This window comes from Caballeronia sp. LZ003 (genome assembly GCF_031451465.1).
GTDB lineage: Bacteria > Pseudomonadota > Gammaproteobacteria > Burkholderiales > Burkholderiaceae > Caballeronia.
Genome location: NZ_JARUXJ010000001.1, coordinates 1,916,687 through 1,937,072 on the forward strand (window position 1 = coordinate 1,916,687; position 20,386 = coordinate 1,937,072).

Genomic DNA, 20,386 nt, shown 5'->3' on the forward strand with positions numbered 1-20,386 from the left:
CTGGCGGAGCGGACGGGACTCGAACCCGCGACCCCCGGCGTGACAGGCCGGTATTCTAACCAACTGAACTACCGCTCCAACTCGTTCACCGATTGCAGCGCTTTTACAGCAGCCGCCGATGTTCTGGCGTCCCCTAGGGGATTCGAACCCCTGTACTCACCGTGAAAGGGTGATGTCCTAGGCCTCTAGACGAAGGGGACTTCAACCTACTAAAACTAAACTATCGACACAGCGCAGCGAAAAAAAATCCGGCTTATCAGCCGGAGTCTTCCTGCTTGCAATGCGTTGGCGGAGCGGACGGGACTCGAACCCGCGACCCCCGGCGTGACAGGCCGGTATTCTAACCAACTGAACTACCGCTCCAGCGCTTACTTCCAGGCAGCGCTTCTTACTAGCAGCCGCCGATGTGCTGGCGTCCCCTAGGGGATTCGAACCCCTGTACTCACCGTGAAAGGGTGATGTCCTAGGCCTCTAGACGAAGGGGACAGAAACTTGTGTATCTGTCTTTGCTACTTAATCATTCGCTCTGGGCTTAACAACTTGCCGCAAGCAGCGAAGACCGAAATTCTATACAACCTGATGTTACTTGTGAAGTATTTTTTGCGACTTCCGAAACGCTGGAAACCATACAAACAATACCACCTGCCCTGCAAAACCATTCTTGGTGGAGGTAAGCGGGATCGAACCGCTGACCTCTTGCATGCCATGCAAGCGCTCTCCCAGCTGAGCTATACCCCCTTGCAGAACAGAAACGAGATTCTATAGGCCATTTTTGAAGTTGTAAATACCCTTTGACGCTCGTAGCGAAATTTTTTACCTCTCTTCATGCATTTGCGCGCAATGCATGCATCGCTGGCATTCATCGCGCGCGGCCTTGCGTCTTCAGTCAGCTTGCGGCCAGTTCCAGCCGACGCAAAACGGCTTCGCGGCCGAAGAGCGCGAGTACGGCGTCGAGGGACGGCGTGTGCGTCGTGCCTGCAACCAGCAAGCGAACCGGCATCGCGAGTTGCGGCATCTTGAGCTTGTGCGCGGCAAGCGTAGCCTTCACGGCCGCGGCGATCGCTTCCTTGCTCCACTCCGCTTCGGCGAGCGCCGCGCGCAAATCGGCGATGGCCGGCCGCACTGCATCGGTGACGTGCTGCTTGCGCGCTTCGGGATCGATCGTGGGCTCGCGATAGAACATCACGGCGTTATCGGCGATTTCCTTCACCGTCGATGCGCGGTCCTTCAAAAGCCCGATTGCCAGCTCCAGCGGCGCGCCGTTCTCGATCGCGCTCGCTTCGATACCCGCCTCGCGCAAGAACGGCCGCGTGAGTTCCGCGAGGCGACCGTTGTCCGCTTCCTTGATGTAATGCGCGTTGAGCCAGTTGAGCTTGTCGTGGTCGTATTGCGCCGGCGACTTGCCCAGATGCTCTAGGTCGAACCATTCGACGAACTGTTCGCGCGAGAAGATTTCCGCATCGCCATGCGACCAGCCGAGGCGTGCGAGATAGTTCACGACCGCCTCGGGCAGATACCCGTTGTCGCGATAACCGGTCACGGCCATGGCGCCATGACGCTTGCTCATCTTCTCGCCCTGCTCGTTCAGCACCGTCGGCAAATGCGCGTAAACCGGCACTTCACCGCCGAGCGCGCGCAGGATGTTGATCTGACGCGGCGTGTTGTTCACGTGATCGTCGCCGCGAATGACGTGCGTGATCTGCATGTCGAGGTCGTCGACGACCACGCAGAAGTTGTAGGTCGGCGTACCGTCGGGACGCGCGATGACGAGATCGTCGAGTTCTTCGTTCGAGATCTCGACCGTGCCCTTCACGGCGTCGTCCCACGCGACCACGCCCGTCAGCGGATTGCGAAAGCGCACCACCGGCTCCACGCCTTCGGGAACCGGCGGCAACTCCTTGCCCGGCTCGGGACGCCACGTGCCGTCGTAACGCGGCTTTTCGCCCGCAGCGCGCTGACGCTCGCGCAGGGCATCGAGCTCCTCGGTCGACATATAGCAGTGATACGCGAGCCCCTTCTCCAGCATCTGCGCGACCACTTCGCGATAACGCTCCATGCGCTGCATCTGATAGAACGGACCTTCGTCGAAATCGAGGCCGAGCCAGGCCATGCCTTCGAGAATCGCATCGACCGAGGCTTCGGTGGAGCGCTCGACATCGGTGTCCTCGATGCGCAGCACGAAGGTGCCCTTCATCTTGCGCGCGAACGCCCAGGGATAGAGCGCGGAGCGGATGTTGCCGAGATGGATGAAACCGGTCGGGCTCGGTGCGAAGCGGGTACGGACTTGGGTGGTCATTGCGGTTTTACTCGATGGATGGCGTCTGTCTCGCTCGAAGCCGATGCGCGCTCTACGCGCCTCAAAGCAGACGAGAAGTGTCCAATGACGGCTGATTCGGAAGCGTTCGTGCGGCTGGATCACGCGGCCGGCGCTTCGTCAAAGTGAACCGGAATTATACTCGCGGCCTGCTTTGTGCCGGTCCGTGCGCCTTTGTTTTATGATGTCCGCGCCTTTTTGCCGATACCGGCCAAGGCACGTTCAAAGCAGCAAGCCGCGCCCGGAGTTCAACTTGAAGCCATCGTCATCCCGTCTTTCGCTTTCGCGCCGCGCGTTTTCGCTCGCGGCGCTGTCATCCGTCGTGACCGCGTGCACGACCGCCACGGGCGGCAACGCCACGTCGACCACGACCACGAGCACGCCGCCGCCCAAAACGGATATCCAGCGGCAAGCGCCCGTTCGCATCGGGCTTGCGCTCGGTGGCGGCGCGGCGCGCGGCTTCGCGCATATCGGCGTGATCAAGGCGCTCGAAGCGCGCAACGTGCCGGTCGATCTCGTGGCGGGCACGAGCGCGGGCTCGGTCATCGCGGCACTGTATGCGTCGGGCATGAACGGCATCGCCATCAACAAGCTCGCGCTCACCATGGACGAAGCCTCGATCAGCGACTGGGCCATGCCTTTTCGCACGCGCGGCATCTTGCAAGGCGTGGCGCTGCAGAACTACCTCAACAAGACGCTCGACAATCGTCCGATCGAGAAGATGGCGAAGCCGCTTGGCATCGTCGCGACCGACCTTCGGAATGGTCAGCCGATCCTCTTTCAGCGCGGCAACACGGGCATCGCGGTACGCGCGTCCTGCAGCGTGCCGTCGATCTTCGAGCCGGTGAAGATCGGCGACCACGAATATGTCGATGGCGGGCTGGTGAGTCCCGTCCCCGCCGCATTCGCACACAAGATGGGCGCGGACTTCGTGATCGCTGTGGATATTTCGGCGCGTCCCGAAAGCGGCCTCACGCAAAGCTCGTTCGACGTGCTCATGCAGACCTTCACGATCATGGGACAGACCATCAAGGCTTATGAACTCGACAAGTACGCGGACGCGGTCATCCGGCCGAATCTCAATGCCATGAGCAGCAGCGACTTCAGCCAGCGCAACGCATCGATTTTGGCGGGCGAGGAAGCGGTCGCGAAGATGTGGCCAGCGTTGCAGCGGCAGCTCGTCGAACGCGGCGTGCGCGTTTGAGAAGTCTTCTGCTTGCGTAATGCAGCGCGGGGCATGAGCGCGCCGGCGCTCGGATACCACGGCGATTCCTGTGCTCGGGTGCGCGGCGAGCGGTTGAAACCCAACGCGAAGAATCGATCGAGCGACGCACTGTCGCCCAACGATGTCACGGCGACTTGGGTGCTCGAATGCGCGGCAAACCCCAAGCAAAAGAGGCCACGCCCGCCGAGCCGTGGCCTCTTTCGTTCGCGCTGCGGAAAACCGCGACTACCTCAGCGACTTCACCTTGTCTGCCGTGATCTCGGCAGGCTGTCCGCCCCACGTTGCGCGAAGATAATTCGCCAGTTCGGCGATCTGCTCGTCGCTATACGTGCCCGCGAATCCAGGCATGTCCTGCATGGCCTCGCCGTGCGGGAACGGCTGCGCCTTTATGCCATCGAGCATCGACACGATCAGGTTGCGCGGATCGGCCAGACGCAAGGTCGAGTTGCCGTTCATCGCTACCGTGACGTGCGGCTTGCCCTCGCCCTCGTGCCCGTGACAACCCGCGCAAGAATCCAGATAGAGCGAGCGGCCCGCAGCGAGCCGCGTGGCGTCGCCCGACTGAATGGCGGCGAGCGGCGCGGCTGCCTGCGGCTTGTCGCCGAGCAGATACGTGGCGAGTGCGCGCAGATCGTTGGAATCCAGATGCTGCGTGCTCAGATAGATCACCGGATGCATCTCGCCATACGCCGAGCCTTGCCGCGCGACGCCCGTCGCGAAGAAAGTCTGCAGATCGGCGGCATTCCAGCCACGCGCGGCAAGCGCTTGCGGCGTGATGTCGGGCGCGCCGACACGGCCGAGGGCTTCGCCTTGCAGCGTCTTCGCATCCTGCAACTGGCCGAAGGCACCACGCGGCGTGTGGCACTCGGCGCAATGGCCGAGCGCGTTGGCCAGATAGCGCCCGCGCGTCCAGTCCGCCGATTGTCCCTGCGACGCATCCGGCAAGGTGTCGTTCAAGAACAGCATGTCCCAGAAACGCACGGCGAAGCGCACGTTGTAGGGAAACGAGAGGACCGGCTTGACACTCGGCACGGCTGCCGGCTTTTGCGCCATCAGATACGCGTAAAGGGCGTCACTGTCCTCGCGCGTGATCTGTCGATACGACGTATAAGGCATCGCCGGATACAGCTTGCCATTCGGCGACTTGCCTTCATGCAGCACGGCGTAGAAGTCGTCGGCGCTATAAGAGCCGATGCCGTACTTCGTATCGGGCGTGATGTTGGTGCCGTAGAACGTGCCGAACTGCGATTGCAGCTTCACGCCGCCCGCGAACGGCGCGCCGCCGTTCGCCGTGTGGCATGCGGCGCAATCCGCCGCATGCGCGAGATAGCGTCCACGCGCGATCTGCTCGGGCGAGCTCGCGATGTGAACGGGCGCGTCCCGACGGTCGCCGCACGCGCTCAACGCGAAAGCGGCAAGCGCGAGTGGAATCAGCCGCACGACGCAGCGCGACACGAAGCGAGTCACATTCAGTCTCGTCATGCTGCGTCCTTCACCAGGCCGGGCGTCGTGAGCACCAGTTCCTTCACGGCTTCGTAGTAGCGCACGTAACCTGTGCAACGGCAGATGTGGCTGTCGAGCGCCGACATGATGGTCGCTTCGATCTGATCCTTCGCGATGGGATTGCGCTTCAGATTGTCGAGCAGGACCATCGTCGCGTTGACGAAACCCGGCGTGCAATAGCCGCACTGGAAGCTGAAATGTTCCAGGAACTTCTGCTGCACGGGCGCGAGTTCGACGACTTCGCCCTGCTCGTTGCGCTTCGCGTGTCCCTCGACGGTCCGCACGTTCTTGCCGTCGAAGAAATGCGCGCCGTTGATGCACGAACGCACTTCCTCGCTCGTGCCATCGGCCCGGTCGACGATCACGACGCACGCGTGGCAGATGCCCTGCCCGCAGCCGAGACGCGAGCCGGTCAGGCCGAGATACTCGTGCAGGAAATCGATCATCGGCAAGCCGGATGGCACCTGCATCGGGCCGACCTTATTGCCGTTGATCGTCATGGAGAGCGAGCGCGATTCGACGCTCGCGGCGGATGGGATGGCCGTCATGCGAGCACCTCCTGAATGTTTTGCGGGCTCACCGGCAGATCGGTGAATCGATGTCCGATCGCATGCGCGATCGCGTTGACGATGGCTCCGACCACCGGAATCATCACCACTTCGGCAATGCCTTTAGGCGGATCGGTTTCGGAAAGCGGCGGCAACACTTCGCTGGTTTGCTTCCAGACTGCGACATCGCTTGCGAGCGGCAAGTGATAGCGGTTGAAGTTCCACGTTCCGTTGCCGGGACCGTCTTCGTAAAGCGGCAGATACTCGTGCAGCGCGTGACCGATGCCCATCGCGAGGCCGCCTTGCAACTGCCCGGAGACGAGTTGCGGCGCGATCTGATTGCCGCATTCCATGATCGAATGATGCGAGAGCAGATCGACCTTGCCGCTGGCCGAGTCGATAGCAAGTTCGACGAGCGTGCCGACCGCGCTGTAATACGTGACCGCGGCGTTGTTGCGTTGCACGGGCGGGATGAACACGCGTTTGCGATCGAGCACGGTATAGCCGTTGGCCGTGGCCTTGCCGCGTTGCTTGCCGTTGGCGGCATCGGCGCTGCCGAAGCGCACCGAGAGTCCGTCGAGCGGTACCTGATCGACGGTGCCCGCGATATCGAACTGCGCCTCGCTCCACTGCCAGCGATTGAAGGTATGCACCGCAGCGCCCGTGACGAGCCCGAGTTCATGCGCCTTCTTCGCGAGCACGTCGAAGGCAAGCGGCTCCATGCCGTCGGCCGCCAGCTTGCCGTCGACCCAGCGCGCATCTTCCACACGCACGACGTACGAGGTCGCCTGACCGCCGCCGATACCCTGCCCCCAGAGCGCGAGCGCGGCGGGCCAGATGCCGTGACGAAACACGACGCGCGCCGCTTCATGCGTGGCGTGCGTGAAGTAGAAGGCGGAATTCGTCGCGCTGGCCGGCGACATGTACGCGGGCGACCAGCGCGGATTCGCGCTCAAGCGATCCTGCTCGGCTTGCGACATGATGTACGGATCGCCGCTCGTCACGACCGGCAGATCCGTCCAGTCGATGATCGCCATATGCACATCGACGGCGGGCTTGCCGAGCCACTTCGCGACCGCGAGGGCCTGCGAGGTCGACGTGCCGGTGCCGATCTCCGCGCCCGAGTGACTCAACGCGATGCGCCCGTCGGCCGTGAACTCCACTTTCGCGAAGGCGCTTTCCGCGCCCGTACCGAAGTCCTTCTGCGTACACGCGAAGCCGATGCCATAGCGCATTCCCGGATGCGCCGCCTCGAAATCGCTCTTGCGCCGCATGCGTTCGGCCCACAGCGGCAGTTCCTTCGCGCGACGCAGCACTTCCTCGGCGCGCAACGCGCCGGCGGGAATGGCGCCTTGCGTGTTCTTCATGCCGGTGCGGAACACGTTCTTCAGGCGGAAATCGATCGGGTCGATATCGAGCTTCTGCGCGATCTCGTCGATCATCATCTCGGTCGCGGCCATGCTTTGCAGCGTGCCGTAACCGCGCGCCGAACCGGCATCGACCGCGCGCGAGGCAATCGCGATCGCGGTCAGATCGCTCTGCGGAATGTAGTAGATCGACTGCGCCGCCGTCGCGCCGACCATCGCGACCGATGGCGAGAAGTTGCAGCGTCCGCCGCCGTTCGCTTCGAAGTCACCCTTGAAGGCTTGAATGAGGCCGGTGTTCTTGTCGATCGCCATGCGATAGCGCATGTCGAACGCGTGACGCTTGAGCGAGCTCTGGAACTGTTCGAAGCGGTCGAAAGCCAGGCGCACGGGACGGCCCTCGCCATACATGGCCGCGACGAGACCGTAGAACGGCACGTTGGAGTGATCCTTCGAACCGTAGCCCACCGTGTAGCACGGATGCAGGAACAGGTTCTTCACTGGAAAATGCGACTTGGCCGCCATCTCCACGGCGCTTTCCGCGACTTCGTGCGGACCTTGCGTCGGGACGACCATGTGCAGCGACTGAGTCGCCGCGTCGTACCAGCAATTCGCGTTGTCGGGCTCGAGCGCGGCCGTATCGACCGATTGCGTCTTGTATTCGCGATCCACGACGAGCCAGTCCGCCGGCGGATGATCGAGCTGGTCGGCAATACTTTGCGCGTGGAACATGCCCTGCTCGTCGAGCTTGCCGTGTTCATGAGCGTCGGCCCAGACGGGCGCGCGCTTCTTCATCATGTGCGGAAAGAGCGGCGTGTTCTTCAGGCTCGAAAACGTGTCTTCGTCGAAAGGCGTCTTGCCGCCGACGCGCACGAAGCGAAACGACGCCCACGGATCGCGCTCGAGCGGACCCGTCGTTGCGCCGTAACGGATCACGCCATCGCGGAACTGGAGCTTTTCCTTCGCGAAACGGAAGCGCGCGAAGTCGTGATAAATCAGCATCGCAACGGCCTGGCCGAGATACGCGGGCGTCTTCCCGGCCGGCAGGAACATGTCGTCGCCATAGAACGCGGGGAAGGCGAGCTTGTCGCGCGCGAGATCTTCCGCGGTGACTACGCGATCGGGCTTCAGCGCATCGCCGAGCACCGACAGATCGAAGCCTTCGTACAGACAGTCGGCCCGCGTCACGCGCAGGATCAGCGCGTGCGATTGTTGCTGCGGCCAATGCGGCATGTCGACCGCGCGGATGTCGCGCGCGAAGACCTTCGCGCCCGTTACCTTGGCCATGCCGTCGATACGAAACTTTGCGCTTCCGTTCGTGGCATCCCATTGAACGGGCGTGAGTATCTTCTCTTCGAACAACGCGGCGAACGCACGGCTGCCTAAGGGCGCGACGAATACCGAAACGCCCGCGAGTGCAGCCGCTTTCAGAAAACCACGACGCGACAGGTCGAGTTTCCCCATGTACTTCTCCTCAAGTGATCGCCACAGGCCGTCCAGCATGGAGACGGCCACACGCCGCCTTCACGCGGGCATGTAAAATTTGTTTGCAATACGAAACGTCGCTGGGCGATGAATCGAATCCGGCATTGACTGACAGAAGGCAGTGGGCGCGATTTTAAGTGCGGGAAAGACCGTCAACAACGCGCACAACGTCAAGTTCTGTCAAGATTAAAGCGGCAAGGGAATGAGGAAAATCAATATGGTGAAATGCCGCGCGCTCAAAATAAAACGGCGACCTCTTTCGAGAGTCGCCGTCTTTTAGACGATACCAACGCGATCAATAATCCGCGTCTTCGATCCACGCAGCCTGAATGGCTTCGAGAATCTTTTCATTGGAGCTCTGCGGATCGTCGTCGAAACCAACCAGCTCCGTCACCCAGCGATGCAAGTCCGTGAAACGCACATACTGGGGATCGATATCCTGATGCGCATCGGTCAAGGCCATTGCGATCTCTTGAGTATCTGTCCACTTCATGAGCGAGCCTCCGTCAGTGATTTTCTTTGGCGTGGTTAATGGTGTAGCGCGGGATCTCGACCACCAGATCCTCGTCGGCCGGCACCATTGCCTGACATGATAACCGCGATGTCGGTTCGAGGCCCCACGCCTTGTCGAGGAGATCGTCCTCGTCTTCCTCCGACGGTTCGAGCGCGTTGAAGCCCTCGCGGATGATGACGTGGCAGGTCGTGCACGCGCACGACTTCTCGCAGGCGTGCTCGATCTCGATACCGTGTTCCAGCAGATTGTCGCAGATGCTCTTGCCGATATCGGCGTCGATGACCGCGCCGTCCGGGCAAAGCTCCACGTGAGGAAGCACAACGATTTGAGGCATGGACTTAAGTTTTCCGTGAATTTCCGAATGGATCAGACATCGTCGAGCTTGCGGCCGGCGAGTGCGCGGCGAATGCTCTTGTTCATGCGGCGCGCGGCGAATTCGTCGGTTGCAACGGAAAGCGCCTTGGTCGCGTCTTCGATACGTTGCGCCGAATCGCCCTTCGCGATGGTCGCGAGTTCTTCCGCCAGCGTTTCGATCTGCGCGCGTTCGCTCTCGGCGAGCAACTCGGCGTCTGCCGCGAGCGCCGCGTGCGTGGCTTCGACCAGCCGTTCTGCATCGACCTGTGCCTCGCGCAGCGCGCGGGCCTGCATGTCGGTCTCGGCGGTCTTGAAACTTTCCTCGAGCATGCGCGCGACGTCGTCATCGGCGAGACCGTAGGACGGCTTTACCACCACCGACGCTTCCACGCCCGAAATCTGCTCGCGCGCGAAAACGGACAGCAAGCCGTCGGCATCGACCTGATACGTCACGCGAATGCGCGCGGCGCCCGCCGCCATCGGCGGAATGCCACGCAATTCGAAACGCGCGAGCGAGCGGCAGTCGGACACGAGTTCGCGTTCGCCCTGGACCACGTGGATCGCCATTGCCGTCTGGCCGTCCTTGAACGTGGTGAAGTCTTGCGCGCGCGCGGTCGGGATCGTCGAGTTGCGCGGAATGATTTTTTCGGTGAGACCGCCCATGGTTTCGACGCCGAGCGACAGCGGAATCACGTCGAGCAAGAGCCAGTCGTCGCCTTCGCCGCGACGGTTGCCGGCGAGCAGATCGGCCTGAATCGCGGCGCCGAGCGCCACGACCTGATCCGGGTCGAGATTGACGAGCGGCGGCTGGCCGAAATACGTCTGCACCGCGCGGCGGATCACCGGCATGCGCGTCGCGCCGCCGACCAGCACCACGCCCTTGATCTCGGCGGGCGCGACCTTGGCATCGCGCAGCGCCTTTCTCGTGGGTCCGAGCGTGCGCGCGACGAGCGCTTCGGTGAGCGTGTCGAACTGCGCTTCGGTCACGGCGACATCGATCACGCGGCCGTCCGAAAGCGTCGCCTGGACGCGCGTTTCATCGGCCGACGAAAGCGCTTCCTTCGCGACTCGCACATGGTCCAGCAAGAGCCGCACGTCTTCGGGCGAAGTGTCTTCGACGCCCGCCTGCGCAATCACATGCCGATACAGCACGTGGTCGAAATCGTCGCCGCCGAGCGCGGAATCGCCGCCGGCCGCGAGTACTTCGAAGACACCCTTGGTGAGCTTGAGAATGGACAGATCGAAGGTACCGCCGCCGAGATCGTAGACCGCGTACAGACCTTCCGATGCGTTGTCGAGACCGTAAGCGATGGCCGCCGCGGTCGGTTCGTTCAGCAGTCGCAGCACGTTGAGGCCGGCGAGCTTGGCGGCGTCCTTGGTGGCCTGGCGCTGGGCTTCATCGAAATAGGCGGGCACGGTAATGACCGCGCCGACCAGATCTTCGCCGAGCGAATCTTCCGCGCGATAACGCAGCGTGGCGAGAATCTCCGCCGACACCTCGACCGGGCTCTTCACGCCGTCGATCGTACGAATCTGCACCATGCCGGGCGCGTCGATGAAATCGTACGGCGCGTTCTCCGCGCCCTCCACCTCACTCTTGCCTCGACCCATGAAGCGCTTGACGGACACGATCGTATTGCGCGGATCGATGGCCGCTTCTTCCTTCGCGACGCGGCCGATGCGCCGTCCGCCCTTCTCCAGATAGCGCACCACCGACGGCAGCAGCACATGGCCGTCCTCGTCGGGAAGCGCTTCGGGCACGCTGTTGCGCACGGCCGCCACGAGCGAGTTCGTCGTGCCGAGATCGATGCCGACCGCCACGCGCCGCTGATGCGGTGCGGGCGCCATGCCGGGTTCTGAGATTTGCAGTAAAGCCATCGTTGATCTTATGGGGTTGTGTGCGGCGCCTGAGGCTCTTGTACGTCAGGCGGTTTCGAGCCGCTCGATCTGCGTGCCGATTTCATGCGCCACGCGTTCGATGAACATCAGCTGCCGCACCGCCTCGCTTGCCGCCTGATCCGACTTGCTGTCGATCAGCGCTTCGAGCTTGGTGAAGCGCACGCGTTCTTCATCGCGCAATTCGTCGAGCAAGGATTCGAGCGCGCCGATATTCTTCGCGCCGGCCGCATCCTCGATATTCTCGCGCCATTCCATTTGCTGCATGAGGAACGCGGGTTCCATCGCCGTATTGTTTTCCGCGCCGACGTCGATACCGCGCAGCGACAGCATGTAGCGCGCGCGCTTCAACGGATCGCGCAGCGTTTGGTAAGCCTCGTTGGCGCGCGTCGCCCATTGCATCGCGATACGGCGTTGCGCGTCGCCCGCCGAGGCGAAGCGGTCCGGATGCACTTGCGCCTGCACGGTGAGATATGCGTCGTCGAGCGCTTGCTGATCGACCGCGAAGACCGGCGGCAAGTCGAAGAGATCGAAGTGACTGTCGTTGAGCGATGCCATTGAGGATTACCGGTTACTCGGAAGATATCTCGAAGGATGCAGCAAAGTCGAAGCGCGAATGAAAAAGGCGGCACGCGCCGCCTCTTTTGCCGATACCGCCGGCGTCATGCCCGGTTATACGCGGAACGACTCGCCGCAGCCGCACTCGTCCTTCGCGTTCGGGTTGTTGAAGCGAAAGCCTTCGTTCAGCCCTTCACGCGCGAAATCCAGTTCGGTGCCGTCGAGATAAGCGAGGCTTTTCGGATCGATCACGACCTTCACGCCCGCCGACTCGAACACCATGTCTTCCGGTGCGAGTTCATCGACATATTCGAGCTTGTACGCGAGACCCGAACAGCCCGTCGTACGCACGCCCAGGCGCAGGCCGACGCCCTTGCCGCGTCGCGCCAGATACTTATGCACGTGCTGTGCTGCCTTCTCCGTCAACGTGATTGCCATAGTCTTTGCGTCGCGCTCTTTACTTGCTGCGTTACTTCGAAATCCGAGGCGCCGATCTTGCCGGCGCCATTCCAGGGTCGTTGCCTACGCCACCTTCATGCCGCATTCAGGCCGCGTGTTGCTTGGCTTCCGTCTGCTCGGCCTGGGGAGCCGCCACGCCGTGACGTTCCTTGTAGTCGGCGACCGCTGCCTTGATTGCGTCTTCGGCGAGAATCGAGCAGTGAATCTTCACGGGCGGCAGTGCGAGTTCCTCGGCGATCTGCGTGTTCTTGATCGTCAGCGCCTGATCCAGCGTCTTGCCCTTCACCCATTCGGTCACGAGCGAGCTCGATGCGATGGCCGAGCCGCAGCCGTACGTCTTGAACTTCGCGTCTTCGATCACGCCGTCCGCGCCCACGCGGATCTGCAGTTTCATCACGTCGCCGCAAGCCGGTGCGCCGACCATGCCGGTGCCGACCGTGTCGTCGTCCTTCGAGAAGGAGCCGACGTTGCGCGGGTTTTCGTAGTGGTCCAGAACCTTGTCGCTATAAGCCATGATTCGAATTCTCCGGTGATCTATCTCCGCGAGAGGCGGAGCAACATTCTTTCGACCGGCACGCGGCCAGTCGCCAAACCATTCGTGATGCGCTCAGTGCGCCGCCCACTGGATGCTCGAGATATCGATGCCATCCTTGTGCATTTCCCACAGCGGCGACAGATCGCGCAGCTTTGCAATCTTGTTCTTCAGCAGGTTGATGACGTAATCGACATCCTGCTCGGTCGTGAAGCGGCCGACCGTGAAGCGGATCGAGCTATGCGCCAGCTCGTCGTTGCGGCCGAGCGCACGCAGCACATACGACGGTTCCAGCGACGCCGACGTGCACGCCGAACCCGACGACACCGCGACATCCTTGACCGCCATGATGAGCGATTCGCCTTCGACGAAATTGAAGCTGATGTTGAGGTTGTGCGGCACGCGGCGTTCCATGTCGCCGTTCACGTACACCTCTTCCATGTCTTGCAGGCCCTTGAGCAGACGGTCGCGCAACATGCGGATACGTTCGTTCTCGGTGGCCATTTCCTCGCGCGCGATACGGAAAGCCTCGCCCATGCCGACGATCTGATGCGTTGCGAGCGTGCCCGAACGCATGCCGCGCTCGTGACCGCCGCCGTGCATCTGCGCCTCGATACGCACGCGCGGCTTGCGACGCACGTACAGCGCGCCGATGCCCTTCGGCCCATACGTCTTGTGCGCCGAGAACGACATCAGATCGACCTTCAGCTTCTGCAGATCGATCGCGATCTTGCCGGTGGCTTGCGCTGCATCGACGTGAAAAATGATGCCCTTTTCACGCGTGATCTCGCCGATCGCCTCGATGTCCTGAATCACGCCGATCTCGTTATTCACGCTCATCACCGATACGAGGATCGTGTCGGGACGAATGGCGGCCTTGAACTTGTCCAGGTCGATGAGGCCGTCGTCCTTGACATCCAAATACGTGACTTCGAAGCCTTCGCGTTCGAGATCGCGCGTGGTGTCGAGCACGGCCTTGTGCTCGGTTTTCACCGTAATGATGTGCTTGCCCTTGCTCTTGTAGAAGTGCGCGGCGCCCTTGATCGCGAGGTTGTCCGACTCCGTCGCGCCCGACGTCCAGATGATTTCGCGCGGATCGGCATTGACGAGCGCCGCGACGTTTTCGCGCGCTTCCTCGACCGCCCGCTCCGCGTCCCAGCCGTACTGATGGCTGCGCGAAGCCGGATTGCCGAACTGCTCGCGAAGATACGGAATCATCTTGTCCACCACGCGCGGATCGACGGGGGTCGTCGCGCTGTAATCCATATAAATGGGCAGGTGGGGAATGTCGTTATTCATCTGTCGCTCCGGGAAAATCGTTCAATACACGTGGCCAGGATGCTCGCACTCGCGCTTCATGAGACGCGCCGCGCGGCTTCAACCAGCCAGGTTGAAAATGGAATTCGGCCCCTTGGGCACCACACGCGCGGCTTCGACGCCCGCCGGTTCGGCGCGGCGGTCGCGCAACACCGACGACGAACCTTCGCGAGCGCGCTGCTGATCGACCAGATCTTTCAGCGAGACGGAATCGAGATACTCGACCATCTTCTGATTGAGCGTCGCCCACAGTTCGTGCGTCATGCAGTGGCCGTCGTGCTGCTTGGTGCCTTCGCACGTGCCCTTGCCGCCGCATTGCGTGGCGTCGATCGGTTCATCGACCGCGATGATGATGTCGGCCACCGTGACGTTCTCGGCGCGGCGCGCGAGGTTGTACCCGCCGCCCGGCCCGCGTACGGACTCGACGATCTCGTGGCGACGCAGCTTGCCGAACAACTGTTCGAGATAGGAAAGCGAGATGCGCTGGCGCTGGCTGATGCCTGCCAACGTCACCGGGCCCTGTTCCTGGCGCAATGCCAGGTCGATCATCGCCGTGACGGCGAAACGGCCTTTCGTGGTGAGTCTCATAATTGGGGGCTACCGCTAATACTCGATGATTTCTGTCAAGTATAAATATCCCACAGTTTTAGTCAAGTATCCAGGACCAGATAAGTAGCTGTTTAATTCTATTTCTTGCCGCGCGCAAGGCCGCCGCGTCGTGCCCAATTCAACTGACGAGTTGTGTCCGCAAGGCCGCCAATAGCCCCTCACAGGCGTCTTCGCATTGATCGAGCACGCGCTCGAAACCGTCGTCACCGCCGAAATAGGGGTCGATGACCACGCGGCTGTCGTCACGCGTCGCGAACTCCATCAACAGGCGAATCTTGTCGCGATGCTCCGGCGGACAGACCGCCGTAAGCGCCGCGACGTTCTTGTCGTCCATCACGATCAACAGGTCGAAGCGAGCGAAGTCTTCGGCCGTGATCTGCCTCCCGCGCAACGGTGAGAGGTCGTAGCCGCGCTTCTTTGCGGCACGTTGAGCGCGCTCGTCGGGCGGATGTCCGATATGCCAGTCGCCCGTTCCCGCCGAGTCGATAATGATCCGTTCCGAAAGCTTCGCCTCCTCGACGAGATCGCGCATCACCGCTTCGGCGCTAGGCGACCGGCAGATGTTGCCGAGACAGACGAAGCAGACGGCGATGGAATTCATCTCAAGCTTGGAGGGACGGTTATCGGCTGCCACCATCGGCAACGCGTGTTCGATAGGCCCGAATTATACAAAGGGTCACAAAAACGCGCGCGCACGAGTCACGCAAGCAAATCCGCCGAGCACGATCAGCTCCCGTCGCGATGAATGTCATGCGTGATGAAGCCGGAGTCGCCGTTCGGCATTTTCAGCCAGTCGCGATGCGCGAGCGTGCGGCGAATGTCGTCGAGCCCGCTACTCCAATGCTCGCGCATGGTCGAAAGGCCGAATTGATAGTCCTTGTAATGCCCTTCGTATTCCTTGTGGCGGTAAATCAGGTGGATCACGTTGTAGCGCTTCGAGCACGCGAGTTCGGCCGCGCGCCGGCACCATTCGTCGTTGTTGCGCAGTTCCTCGGGCACGAGATCCAGCACGTGCTGCAATACGTTGCGATACCGCTGTGAGCGCTGCATCTGATCCGTCACGAGACGCGTGCGGCTGGAATATTGAACGTCCTTCACGCGACCCATGACGTCGACGATGCTGTCCGGCACCGGCCCGCGCGCGCTCCAGAGATCGACCTGAAATGCGAGTGTGTCGCGACGCGGCGTGGCCTGCGCAATCTCGTAGAGCGGCGTGTTGGACATGAGGCCGCCGTCCCAGTAGAACTGGCCGTCGACCTCGACTGCCGCAAAGCCCGGCGGCAGCGCGCCCGACGCGATGAAATGCTCGGCGCGCAGCTTGATCTTCGTATTGTCGAAGTAAGCGAAGTTACCGGTTGCCACGTTGACCGCACCGACCGACACGCGCTTTTCGCCCGAGTTGATGCGATCGAAGTCGCACAGGCCTTCCAGCGTGGCCCGAAGCGGCGTCGTGTCGTAATAACTTGCGGTCTGCGGCGAGCCGGCCGCGAGCGGCGAAGGGGGCGGAAAGCGCGGCACGAAAAAGCCCTTTTGCCCTTCCACGATCGCGCCGAACGCCTGCCACGCGGTGAACGCCTTGCGAATCTCGTCGGGCGATTCGAACAGCGCATGCTCAATGAACGCCGGCAATGGAAACCCAAATGCCGGCTGACAAATGGTTTCCCAGAACTGGAGCAGACGCGGCACGCGATCCTTAGGCGCATTGCCCGCGATGATCGCCGTATTCAGCGCGCCGATGGAGATGCCGGCGATCCAGTTCGGCTCGATGCCCGCTTCGTAGAGCCCCTGATAGACGCCCGCCTGATACGCGCCGAGCGCACCGCCGCCCTGCAGCATGAGCGCGATGGTCTCGTAAGGCGGCAAGTCGATGCGCTTGTCGCCTTCGCTTTGAGTCTCCGGTTGCAGCGCTTCGCTGTCGTCGATTTCCGCCATGCCGATGCCTCCGCTTTCTCGCGTGCGTGTCTTTCGCTTATTGCATGAACCAGCCGTGGCTCACCACGAACGATTGCCCCGTGAGCGCCGCTGTCTCGAACTCGGACAGGAACCGCACCATCTGCGCGACGTCTTCCACCGTGGTGAACACACCGTCGACCGTGCCGCCCAGCATCACGCGTTTCACGACTTCTTCCTCGCTGATGCCGAGTTCCTTCGCTTGTTCGGGAATCTGCTTGTCGACGAGCGGCGTGCGCACGAAGCCCGGACACACCACGTGCGAGCGCACGTTATGCTTTGCGCCTTCCTTTGCCAGGACGCGCGCAAGCCCGAGCAAACCATGCTTGGCGGTCACATAAGCGGACTTGAGCGGCGACGCTTCATGCGAATGCACCGAGCCCATGTAGATGACGACGCCGCCGCGATCGTCCTTGTACATGTGCTTCAACGCGGCTTTGGTCGTGAGGAAGGCGCCATCGACGTGAATGGCCATCATCTTCTTCCAGTCCGAGTAGGCGTAATTTTCGATGGGATTGACGATCTGAATGCCCGCGTTCGACACGAGGATATCCACCGATCCCAAATCCGCCGCGACCCGGTCGATACCCTGATTGACCGCGTTCTCGTCCGTCACGTCCATCGCGATGCCGATAGCCTTGCCGCCCTTTTCGCGAATCTCGGCGGCGACGGTATCCGCGCCTGACTGATTTAGGTCCGCGATAGCGACTGCCGCGCCCGCCTGTGCAAGCGTGATTGCGATTGCGCGGCCAATGCCGCTCGCCGCGCCCGTGACGACCGCGGTTTTACCATCGAGCTTGCCGTTCTGTGACATGCGAACCTCCTCTCTGACAGTTGAATGACAACATGCGACGCCATTGGCCGCAATCTGGCCGTTCGGCATAGGACGAGTCACGCCGCGCATGAGAACACCTAGACCGTTCGGCCGACTAGTCATGGACGACCGGAAGCGGCTATTGTGCATGAACGGCGTGTCGCACTGCAGCGAATACGAAGCGACGCTCGGCTACAATGAGTGCCCTTCGCGCATGCCGGACGTGCCGCGCCGTTTGCCCTGAACTCGTTTTCTGTTGCCCTCCGCGGGCCTTTCGCCATGCTCAGTTACCGCCACGCCTTCCATGCGGGAAATCACGCCGACGTACTGAAGCACGCACTCGTCGTCCGGATGCTTCGCCATCTCGCCCAGAAAGACAAATCGTATTGGTATATCGACACGCATGCGGGCGCCGGCGTCTACTCGCTGACGGAGGGCTTCGCCGCGAAGAATGCCGAGTATGAAAACGGCATCGCGCGGCTGTGGGAACGCACGGATTTGCCGCCGCTCATCGCCGATTATGTCGATGAAGTCACGGCCCTGAACGCCGATGGTGAATTGCGCTTCTATCCTGGCTCGCCGTATCTCGCGTGGCGGCTCATGCGCGAACAGGACCGCATGCGTTTGTACGAGTTGCACAGCACGGAAATCGACGTGCTGCGTCATAACTTCCGCGATGCAGGCCGCCGCGCGATGATCTACGAAGGCGATGGCTTCGACGGCATCAAGGCCATTCTGCCGCCGCCGCCGCGCCGCGCGCTCGTGCTGATCGACCCGTCATACGAAGACAAGCGCGACTACGCGCGCACGCTTGCTTGTCTTGAGGAATCGCTCAAGCGGTTCGCGACGGGCACTTACGCGGTGTGGTATCCGATCGTCGCGCGACCGGAGTCGCAACGCTTCGCGGAGCAATTGAAGGCCATTCAACCCAATGGCTGGCTGCATGCGGCATTGACCGTGAGGCAGCCGCCCGAAGACGGCTTCGGGCTCTACGGCAGCGGCATGTTCATTTTGAATCCGCCCTATACGCTCGCCGCCGAACTCAAGCAGGCGCTGCCATATCTCGTCGATACGCTCGGCGAAGACAAGAACGCATCGTTCAAGCTGGAGCACCGCGCGGCCTGAACCTGCTCGACTCAGGGATAAGGCGTGCGGGAGTTGCCGTGCCGCCTGCCGTTGGATTGCGCAGGCGCAGTTGCTTGCCCCGACGAATAGTCGATGTACGGAGAAACGACGATAGGCGGCTGTTCCTGCTGCGGCGGTCCGGGCAGCGTGGCCATGGGCACCATGCCGGGCCCGCCGAGCGGCCCCGTCTGAAGCACGGTCCCCGGCACGCTGCTGTGGATGCCCGTTTGCGTGTCCAGCACCAGCGGCTCGCCGCCCGGCGTGCCGAACGCCAGTGGCGCAATGACGCAAAGGCATGCGCCGAGTGCCGCGCGAACGCGTCGTGCCGTATTGCTTCGCGTGCTTCGGAAAGCCTTCGTCGCGTCGTGGATATGGCTGCGCATCGCTCGCTCTTTTATGTAGACGAAACCGCTTTACCTTACCCCGGTGGCAAGCTTTAGGCTAGGTGTTTTGCCTCACAACCGGCCCTTCTCAGGAGATACGATGCAATCGACCAGAACGCTGCTTGCCCTTCTCATCTCGCTATGCAGCGCCACCGCCATGGCGCAGACGGCCGCGCCTGCTCACGACTCCATGCACGGCATGCACATGTCCGAAGCCACGCCGAACGCGGCGGGATCGTCATCGACAGCGGACTTTCAGGCCGCCGACAAGTCGATGATGTCGGGCATGTCCGGCATACAGTACAGCGGCGACGCCGACCGCGATTTCGTCGCGCACATGATCCCGCATCACGAAGGCGCGGTGGAAATGGCGAAAGTCGAGCTGAAGTACGGCAAGGACGCGAAGCTGCGCAAGCTGGCAAAGGACATCGTTGCGGCACAGGAAAAGGAAATCCGCTTCATGAAGCAGTGGCTCGCGGCGCATCCGCAAACGAAGTAAGCGGAACAAGCAGCGCGCCAAAAACGACAAAGCCCCGCGTTGCGGGGCTTTTTGCATGGCCGTGGCGCCTTGTGCGGCGCTACTGCGCCTTAAGCGTTGTAGCCGTTCGATTCGAGCGAGCGGATGCGCATTTCGAGCTGAACGATATCCGCGGATTGCGCCAGATACTCTTCACGGCGACGTTGTTCGGCGGTTTCAAACCAGATGCTGAGTTTTTCGAACAGGACTGCAAACATGATGTTTCTCCAAGGATTTCAACGATCCCTGGCATTTCGGGTCAGGGATTACCCGTATAAGGGATAACCCGGATTATAGCGCTTGAATCTCAAAAAGTGTAGCTATATGCATGAACACTGTGCATTTCGTCACGCAGTGGTGCGTCTTTTTTGTCTTACTCAACCGACTGATTTCAAGCAGCTTTTTCTACAGCGTCCGTGAGCGAAAGCACACTGTTGGTGCATGACTCCGCAAGCTGATCCAAAATGGGGCAATCAGGACGCTCGTCGCCATGACAGTGGTTCGCAAGATGAACGAGCGTATCGCGCATGCTCGTCAGTTCATCGATCCGACGGTCCAGTTCGGCGACGTGCTCAGTTGCAATCGCCTTCACTTCGGCGCTTGCACGAGAGCGGTCTTGCCATAGCGCCAGTAATTTGCGTATGTCTTCCACCAGGAAACCAAGCCGGCGCGCCTGCCGGACGAACCGCAATGCATGAACTTCCTGCGCTCCATACACGCGATAACCCGACGACGTTCGTCCCACCGGATTGAGCAAGCCGACGCTCTCGTAGTAGCGGATCATCTTCGCCGTCACGCCCGAGGCCTTAGCCGCTTCACCTATGTTCATTTCTCGCTCCGCATAAAATCTTGAAATCGACTCTACACCTTCCCATCATGGCAAGGTATACGATGTTGTCATCGATCCAATTTTCAAGCG

At 61.7% G+C, this 20,386-nt stretch carries 21 protein-coding genes and 5 tRNA genes; 3 read left to right on the top strand and 23 right to left on the bottom strand.

Going from position 1 to position 20,386, the window contains the following annotated elements:
- Window position 1: 1 nt before the first annotated feature.
- The 6 genes from QCE79_RS08480 to gltX form a co-directional block, all read right to left on the bottom strand.
- Window positions 2–78, bottom strand: a tRNA-Asp gene (locus tag QCE79_RS08480).
- A gap of 46 nt (window positions 79–124) precedes the next feature.
- Window positions 125–200 (bottom strand) — tRNA-Glu (locus QCE79_RS08485).
- 86 nt (window positions 201–286) lie between these two features.
- Window positions 287–363 (bottom strand) — tRNA-Asp (locus QCE79_RS08490).
- Between the two features lie 47 nt (window positions 364–410).
- Window positions 411–486 (bottom strand) — tRNA-Glu (locus QCE79_RS08495).
- 176 nt (window positions 487–662) lie between these two features.
- Window positions 663–738 (bottom strand) — tRNA-Ala (locus QCE79_RS08500).
- Between the two features lie 148 nt (window positions 739–886).
- Window positions 887–2,296: a glutamate--tRNA ligase gene (gltX, locus tag QCE79_RS08505; protein ID WP_250492495.1), complete on the bottom strand. Its 1,410-nt coding sequence runs from the start codon at window positions 2,294–2,296 to the stop codon at window positions 887–889.
- A 271-nt stretch (window positions 2,297–2,567) separates the two neighbouring features.
- On the opposite strand from gltX, the gene QCE79_RS08510 reads away from it, so the two are divergent.
- The gene (locus QCE79_RS08510; protein ID WP_250492496.1) at window positions 2,568–3,518 is read left to right on the top strand and encodes a patatin-like phospholipase family protein; all 951 of its coding nucleotides are present in this window, start codon (window positions 2,568–2,570) and stop codon (window positions 3,516–3,518) included.
- Between the two features lie 246 nt (window positions 3,519–3,764).
- Here the strand turns inward: QCE79_RS08510 and QCE79_RS08515 are convergent, their stop codons facing one another.
- The 14 genes from QCE79_RS08515 to QCE79_RS08580 all read right to left on the bottom strand — a co-directional run bounded on the left by QCE79_RS08515 (window position 3,765) and on the right by QCE79_RS08580 (window position 17,442).
- A complete protein-coding gene (locus QCE79_RS08515) occupies window positions 3,765–5,021 on the bottom strand; it encodes a cytochrome c (RefSeq protein WP_309843364.1) in 1,257 nt (418 codons plus the stop codon).
- The gene (locus QCE79_RS08520; RefSeq protein ID WP_309843367.1) at window positions 5,018–5,590 is read right to left on the bottom strand and encodes a 2Fe-2S iron-sulfur cluster-binding protein; all 573 of its coding nucleotides are present in this window, start codon (window positions 5,588–5,590) and stop codon (window positions 5,018–5,020) included. The genes QCE79_RS08515 and QCE79_RS08520 overlap by 4 nt, the downstream gene beginning before the upstream one ends.
- On the bottom strand, window positions 5,587–8,418 hold the full coding sequence (locus QCE79_RS08525) for a molybdopterin cofactor-binding domain-containing protein (protein WP_309843370.1): 2,832 nt from the start codon (window positions 8,416–8,418) through the stop codon (window positions 5,587–5,589). Before QCE79_RS08525 ends, QCE79_RS08520 begins: the two co-directional genes overlap by 4 nt.
- 316 nt (window positions 8,419–8,734) lie before the next feature.
- Entirely contained in the window at window positions 8,735–8,932 is a 198-nt protein-coding gene (gene iscX, locus QCE79_RS08530; RefSeq protein WP_244825420.1) for a Fe-S cluster assembly protein IscX, read from the bottom strand.
- A 13-nt stretch (window positions 8,933–8,945) separates the two neighbouring features.
- Complete coding sequence (fdx, locus tag QCE79_RS08535; RefSeq protein ID WP_244825421.1) at window positions 8,946–9,287, bottom strand: ISC system 2Fe-2S type ferredoxin; 342 nt, start codon at window positions 9,285–9,287, stop codon at window positions 8,946–8,948.
- A gap of 32 nt (window positions 9,288–9,319) precedes the next feature.
- The gene (hscA, locus tag QCE79_RS08540) at window positions 9,320–11,185 is read right to left on the bottom strand and encodes a Fe-S protein assembly chaperone HscA (protein ID WP_309843379.1); all 1,866 of its coding nucleotides are present in this window, start codon (window positions 11,183–11,185) and stop codon (window positions 9,320–9,322) included.
- Window positions 11,186–11,230: 45 nt separating this feature from the next.
- Window positions 11,231–11,761 (bottom strand): Fe-S protein assembly co-chaperone HscB, encoded by a 531-nt coding sequence (gene hscB / locus QCE79_RS08545; RefSeq protein WP_309843380.1) that lies wholly within the window; start codon window positions 11,759–11,761, stop codon window positions 11,231–11,233.
- A 114-nt stretch (window positions 11,762–11,875) separates the two neighbouring features.
- Window positions 11,876–12,199: an iron-sulfur cluster assembly protein IscA gene (gene iscA / locus QCE79_RS08550; RefSeq protein WP_244825424.1), complete on the bottom strand. Its 324-nt coding sequence runs from the start codon at window positions 12,197–12,199 to the stop codon at window positions 11,876–11,878.
- A 106-nt stretch (window positions 12,200–12,305) separates the two neighbouring features.
- Window positions 12,306–12,734 carry a Fe-S cluster assembly scaffold IscU gene (gene iscU / locus QCE79_RS08555; RefSeq protein ID WP_244825425.1) on the bottom strand — a complete coding sequence of 143 codons (429 nt, stop codon included), beginning with the start codon at window positions 12,732–12,734 and terminating at the stop codon, window positions 12,306–12,308.
- Between the two features lie 93 nt (window positions 12,735–12,827).
- Window positions 12,828–14,051, bottom strand: coding sequence for an IscS subfamily cysteine desulfurase (locus QCE79_RS08560; protein WP_244825426.1), 1,224 nt, complete (start codon window positions 14,049–14,051; stop codon window positions 12,828–12,830).
- 78 nt (window positions 14,052–14,129) lie between these two features.
- Window positions 14,130–14,657 (bottom strand): Fe-S cluster assembly transcriptional regulator IscR, encoded by a 528-nt coding sequence (gene iscR, locus QCE79_RS08565; RefSeq protein WP_244825427.1) that lies wholly within the window; start codon window positions 14,655–14,657, stop codon window positions 14,130–14,132.
- Window positions 14,658–14,796: 139 nt separating this feature from the next.
- Window positions 14,797–15,279 carry a low molecular weight protein-tyrosine-phosphatase gene (locus tag QCE79_RS08570; protein ID WP_250465085.1) on the bottom strand — a complete coding sequence of 161 codons (483 nt, stop codon included), beginning with the start codon at window positions 15,277–15,279 and terminating at the stop codon, window positions 14,797–14,799.
- 125 nt (window positions 15,280–15,404) lie between these two features.
- Complete coding sequence (locus QCE79_RS08575; protein WP_250509125.1) at window positions 15,405–16,610, bottom strand: patatin-like phospholipase family protein; 1,206 nt, start codon at window positions 16,608–16,610, stop codon at window positions 15,405–15,407.
- A gap of 37 nt (window positions 16,611–16,647) precedes the next feature.
- On the bottom strand, window positions 16,648–17,442 hold the full coding sequence (locus QCE79_RS08580; RefSeq protein ID WP_250509126.1) for a 3-hydroxybutyrate dehydrogenase: 795 nt from the start codon (window positions 17,440–17,442) through the stop codon (window positions 16,648–16,650).
- Between the two features lie 279 nt (window positions 17,443–17,721).
- On the opposite strand from QCE79_RS08580, the gene QCE79_RS08585 reads away from it, so the two are divergent.
- Window positions 17,722–18,567, top strand: coding sequence for a 23S rRNA (adenine(2030)-N(6))-methyltransferase RlmJ (locus tag QCE79_RS08585; protein WP_250492503.1), 846 nt, complete (start codon window positions 17,722–17,724; stop codon window positions 18,565–18,567).
- An 11-nt stretch (window positions 18,568–18,578) separates the two neighbouring features.
- On the opposite strand, the gene QCE79_RS08590 is transcribed toward QCE79_RS08585, so the two are convergent.
- Complete coding sequence (locus QCE79_RS08590) at window positions 18,579–18,950, bottom strand: hypothetical protein (RefSeq protein ID WP_309843388.1); 372 nt, start codon at window positions 18,948–18,950, stop codon at window positions 18,579–18,581.
- Window positions 18,951–19,050: 100 nt separating this feature from the next.
- Between QCE79_RS08590 and QCE79_RS08595 the strand changes: the two genes are divergently transcribed.
- Window positions 19,051–19,449: a DUF305 domain-containing protein gene (locus QCE79_RS08595; RefSeq protein ID WP_309843391.1), complete on the top strand. Its 399-nt coding sequence runs from the start codon at window positions 19,051–19,053 to the stop codon at window positions 19,447–19,449.
- Window positions 19,450–19,538: 89 nt separating this feature from the next.
- Here QCE79_RS08595 and QCE79_RS08600 read toward each other — a convergent pair whose 3' ends face one another.
- Window positions 19,539–19,685, bottom strand: coding sequence for a DUF3563 family protein (locus tag QCE79_RS08600; RefSeq protein WP_309843393.1), 147 nt, complete (start codon window positions 19,683–19,685; stop codon window positions 19,539–19,541).
- A 173-nt stretch (window positions 19,686–19,858) separates the two neighbouring features.
- Complete coding sequence (gene cueR, locus QCE79_RS08605; protein WP_309843396.1) at window positions 19,859–20,296, bottom strand: Cu(I)-responsive transcriptional regulator; 438 nt, start codon at window positions 20,294–20,296, stop codon at window positions 19,859–19,861.
- Between the last annotated feature and the right edge of the window lie 90 nt (window positions 20,297–20,386).

What these genes read in the sequence shown, in the direction of transcription:
- QCE79_RS08600 (WP_309843393.1), bottom strand. Translation starts at nt 19,685, where the DNA reads ATGTTTGCAGTCCTGTTCGAAAAACTCAGCATCTGGTTTGAAACCGCC.
- QCE79_RS08515 (WP_309843364.1), bottom strand. Translation starts at nt 5,021, where the DNA reads ATGACGAGACTGAATGTGACTCGCTTCGTGTCGCGCTGCGTCGTGCGG.
- QCE79_RS08570 (WP_250465085.1), bottom strand. Translation starts at nt 15,279, where the DNA reads ATGAATTCCATCGCCGTCTGCTTCGTCTGTCTCGGCAACATCTGCCGG.
- QCE79_RS08580 (WP_250509126.1), bottom strand. Translation starts at nt 17,442, where the DNA reads ATGTCACAGAACGGCAAGCTCGATGGTAAAACCGCGGTCGTCACGGGC.
- iscA (WP_244825424.1), bottom strand. Translation starts at nt 12,199, where the DNA reads ATGGCAATCACGTTGACGGAGAAGGCAGCACAGCACGTGCATAAGTAT.
- QCE79_RS08560 (WP_244825426.1), bottom strand. Translation starts at nt 14,051, where the DNA reads ATGAATAACGACATTCCCCACCTGCCCATTTATATGGATTACAGCGCG.
- QCE79_RS08590 (WP_309843388.1), bottom strand. Translation starts at nt 18,950, where the DNA reads ATGCGCAGCCATATCCACGACGCGACGAAGGCTTTCCGAAGCACGCGA.
- hscB (WP_309843380.1), bottom strand. Translation starts at nt 11,761, where the DNA reads ATGGCATCGCTCAACGACAGTCACTTCGATCTCTTCGACTTGCCGCCG.
- fdx (WP_244825421.1), bottom strand. Translation starts at nt 9,287, where the DNA reads ATGCCTCAAATCGTTGTGCTTCCTCACGTGGAGCTTTGCCCGGACGGC.
- QCE79_RS08520 (WP_309843367.1), bottom strand. Translation starts at nt 5,590, where the DNA reads ATGACGGCCATCCCATCCGCCGCGAGCGTCGAATCGCGCTCGCTCTCC.
- hscA (WP_309843379.1), bottom strand. Translation starts at nt 11,185, where the DNA reads ATGGCTTTACTGCAAATCTCAGAACCCGGCATGGCGCCCGCACCGCAT.
- QCE79_RS08595 (WP_309843391.1), top strand. Translation starts at nt 19,051, where the DNA reads ATGCAATCGACCAGAACGCTGCTTGCCCTTCTCATCTCGCTATGCAGC.
- iscU (WP_244825425.1), bottom strand. Translation starts at nt 12,734, where the DNA reads ATGGCTTATAGCGACAAGGTTCTGGACCACTACGAAAACCCGCGCAAC.
- QCE79_RS08525 (WP_309843370.1), bottom strand. Translation starts at nt 8,418, where the DNA reads ATGGGGAAACTCGACCTGTCGCGTCGTGGTTTTCTGAAAGCGGCTGCA.
- QCE79_RS08575 (WP_250509125.1), bottom strand. Translation starts at nt 16,610, where the DNA reads ATGGCGGAAATCGACGACAGCGAAGCGCTGCAACCGGAGACTCAAAGC.
- iscX (WP_244825420.1), bottom strand. Translation starts at nt 8,932, where the DNA reads ATGAAGTGGACAGATACTCAAGAGATCGCAATGGCCTTGACCGATGCG.
- iscR (WP_244825427.1), bottom strand. Translation starts at nt 14,657, where the DNA reads ATGAGACTCACCACGAAAGGCCGTTTCGCCGTCACGGCGATGATCGAC.
- cueR (WP_309843396.1), bottom strand. Translation starts at nt 20,296, where the DNA reads ATGAACATAGGTGAAGCGGCTAAGGCCTCGGGCGTGACGGCGAAGATG.
- gltX (WP_250492495.1), bottom strand. Translation starts at nt 2,296, where the DNA reads ATGACCACCCAAGTCCGTACCCGCTTCGCACCGAGCCCGACCGGTTTC.
- QCE79_RS08585 (WP_250492503.1), top strand. Translation starts at nt 17,722, where the DNA reads ATGCTCAGTTACCGCCACGCCTTCCATGCGGGAAATCACGCCGACGTA.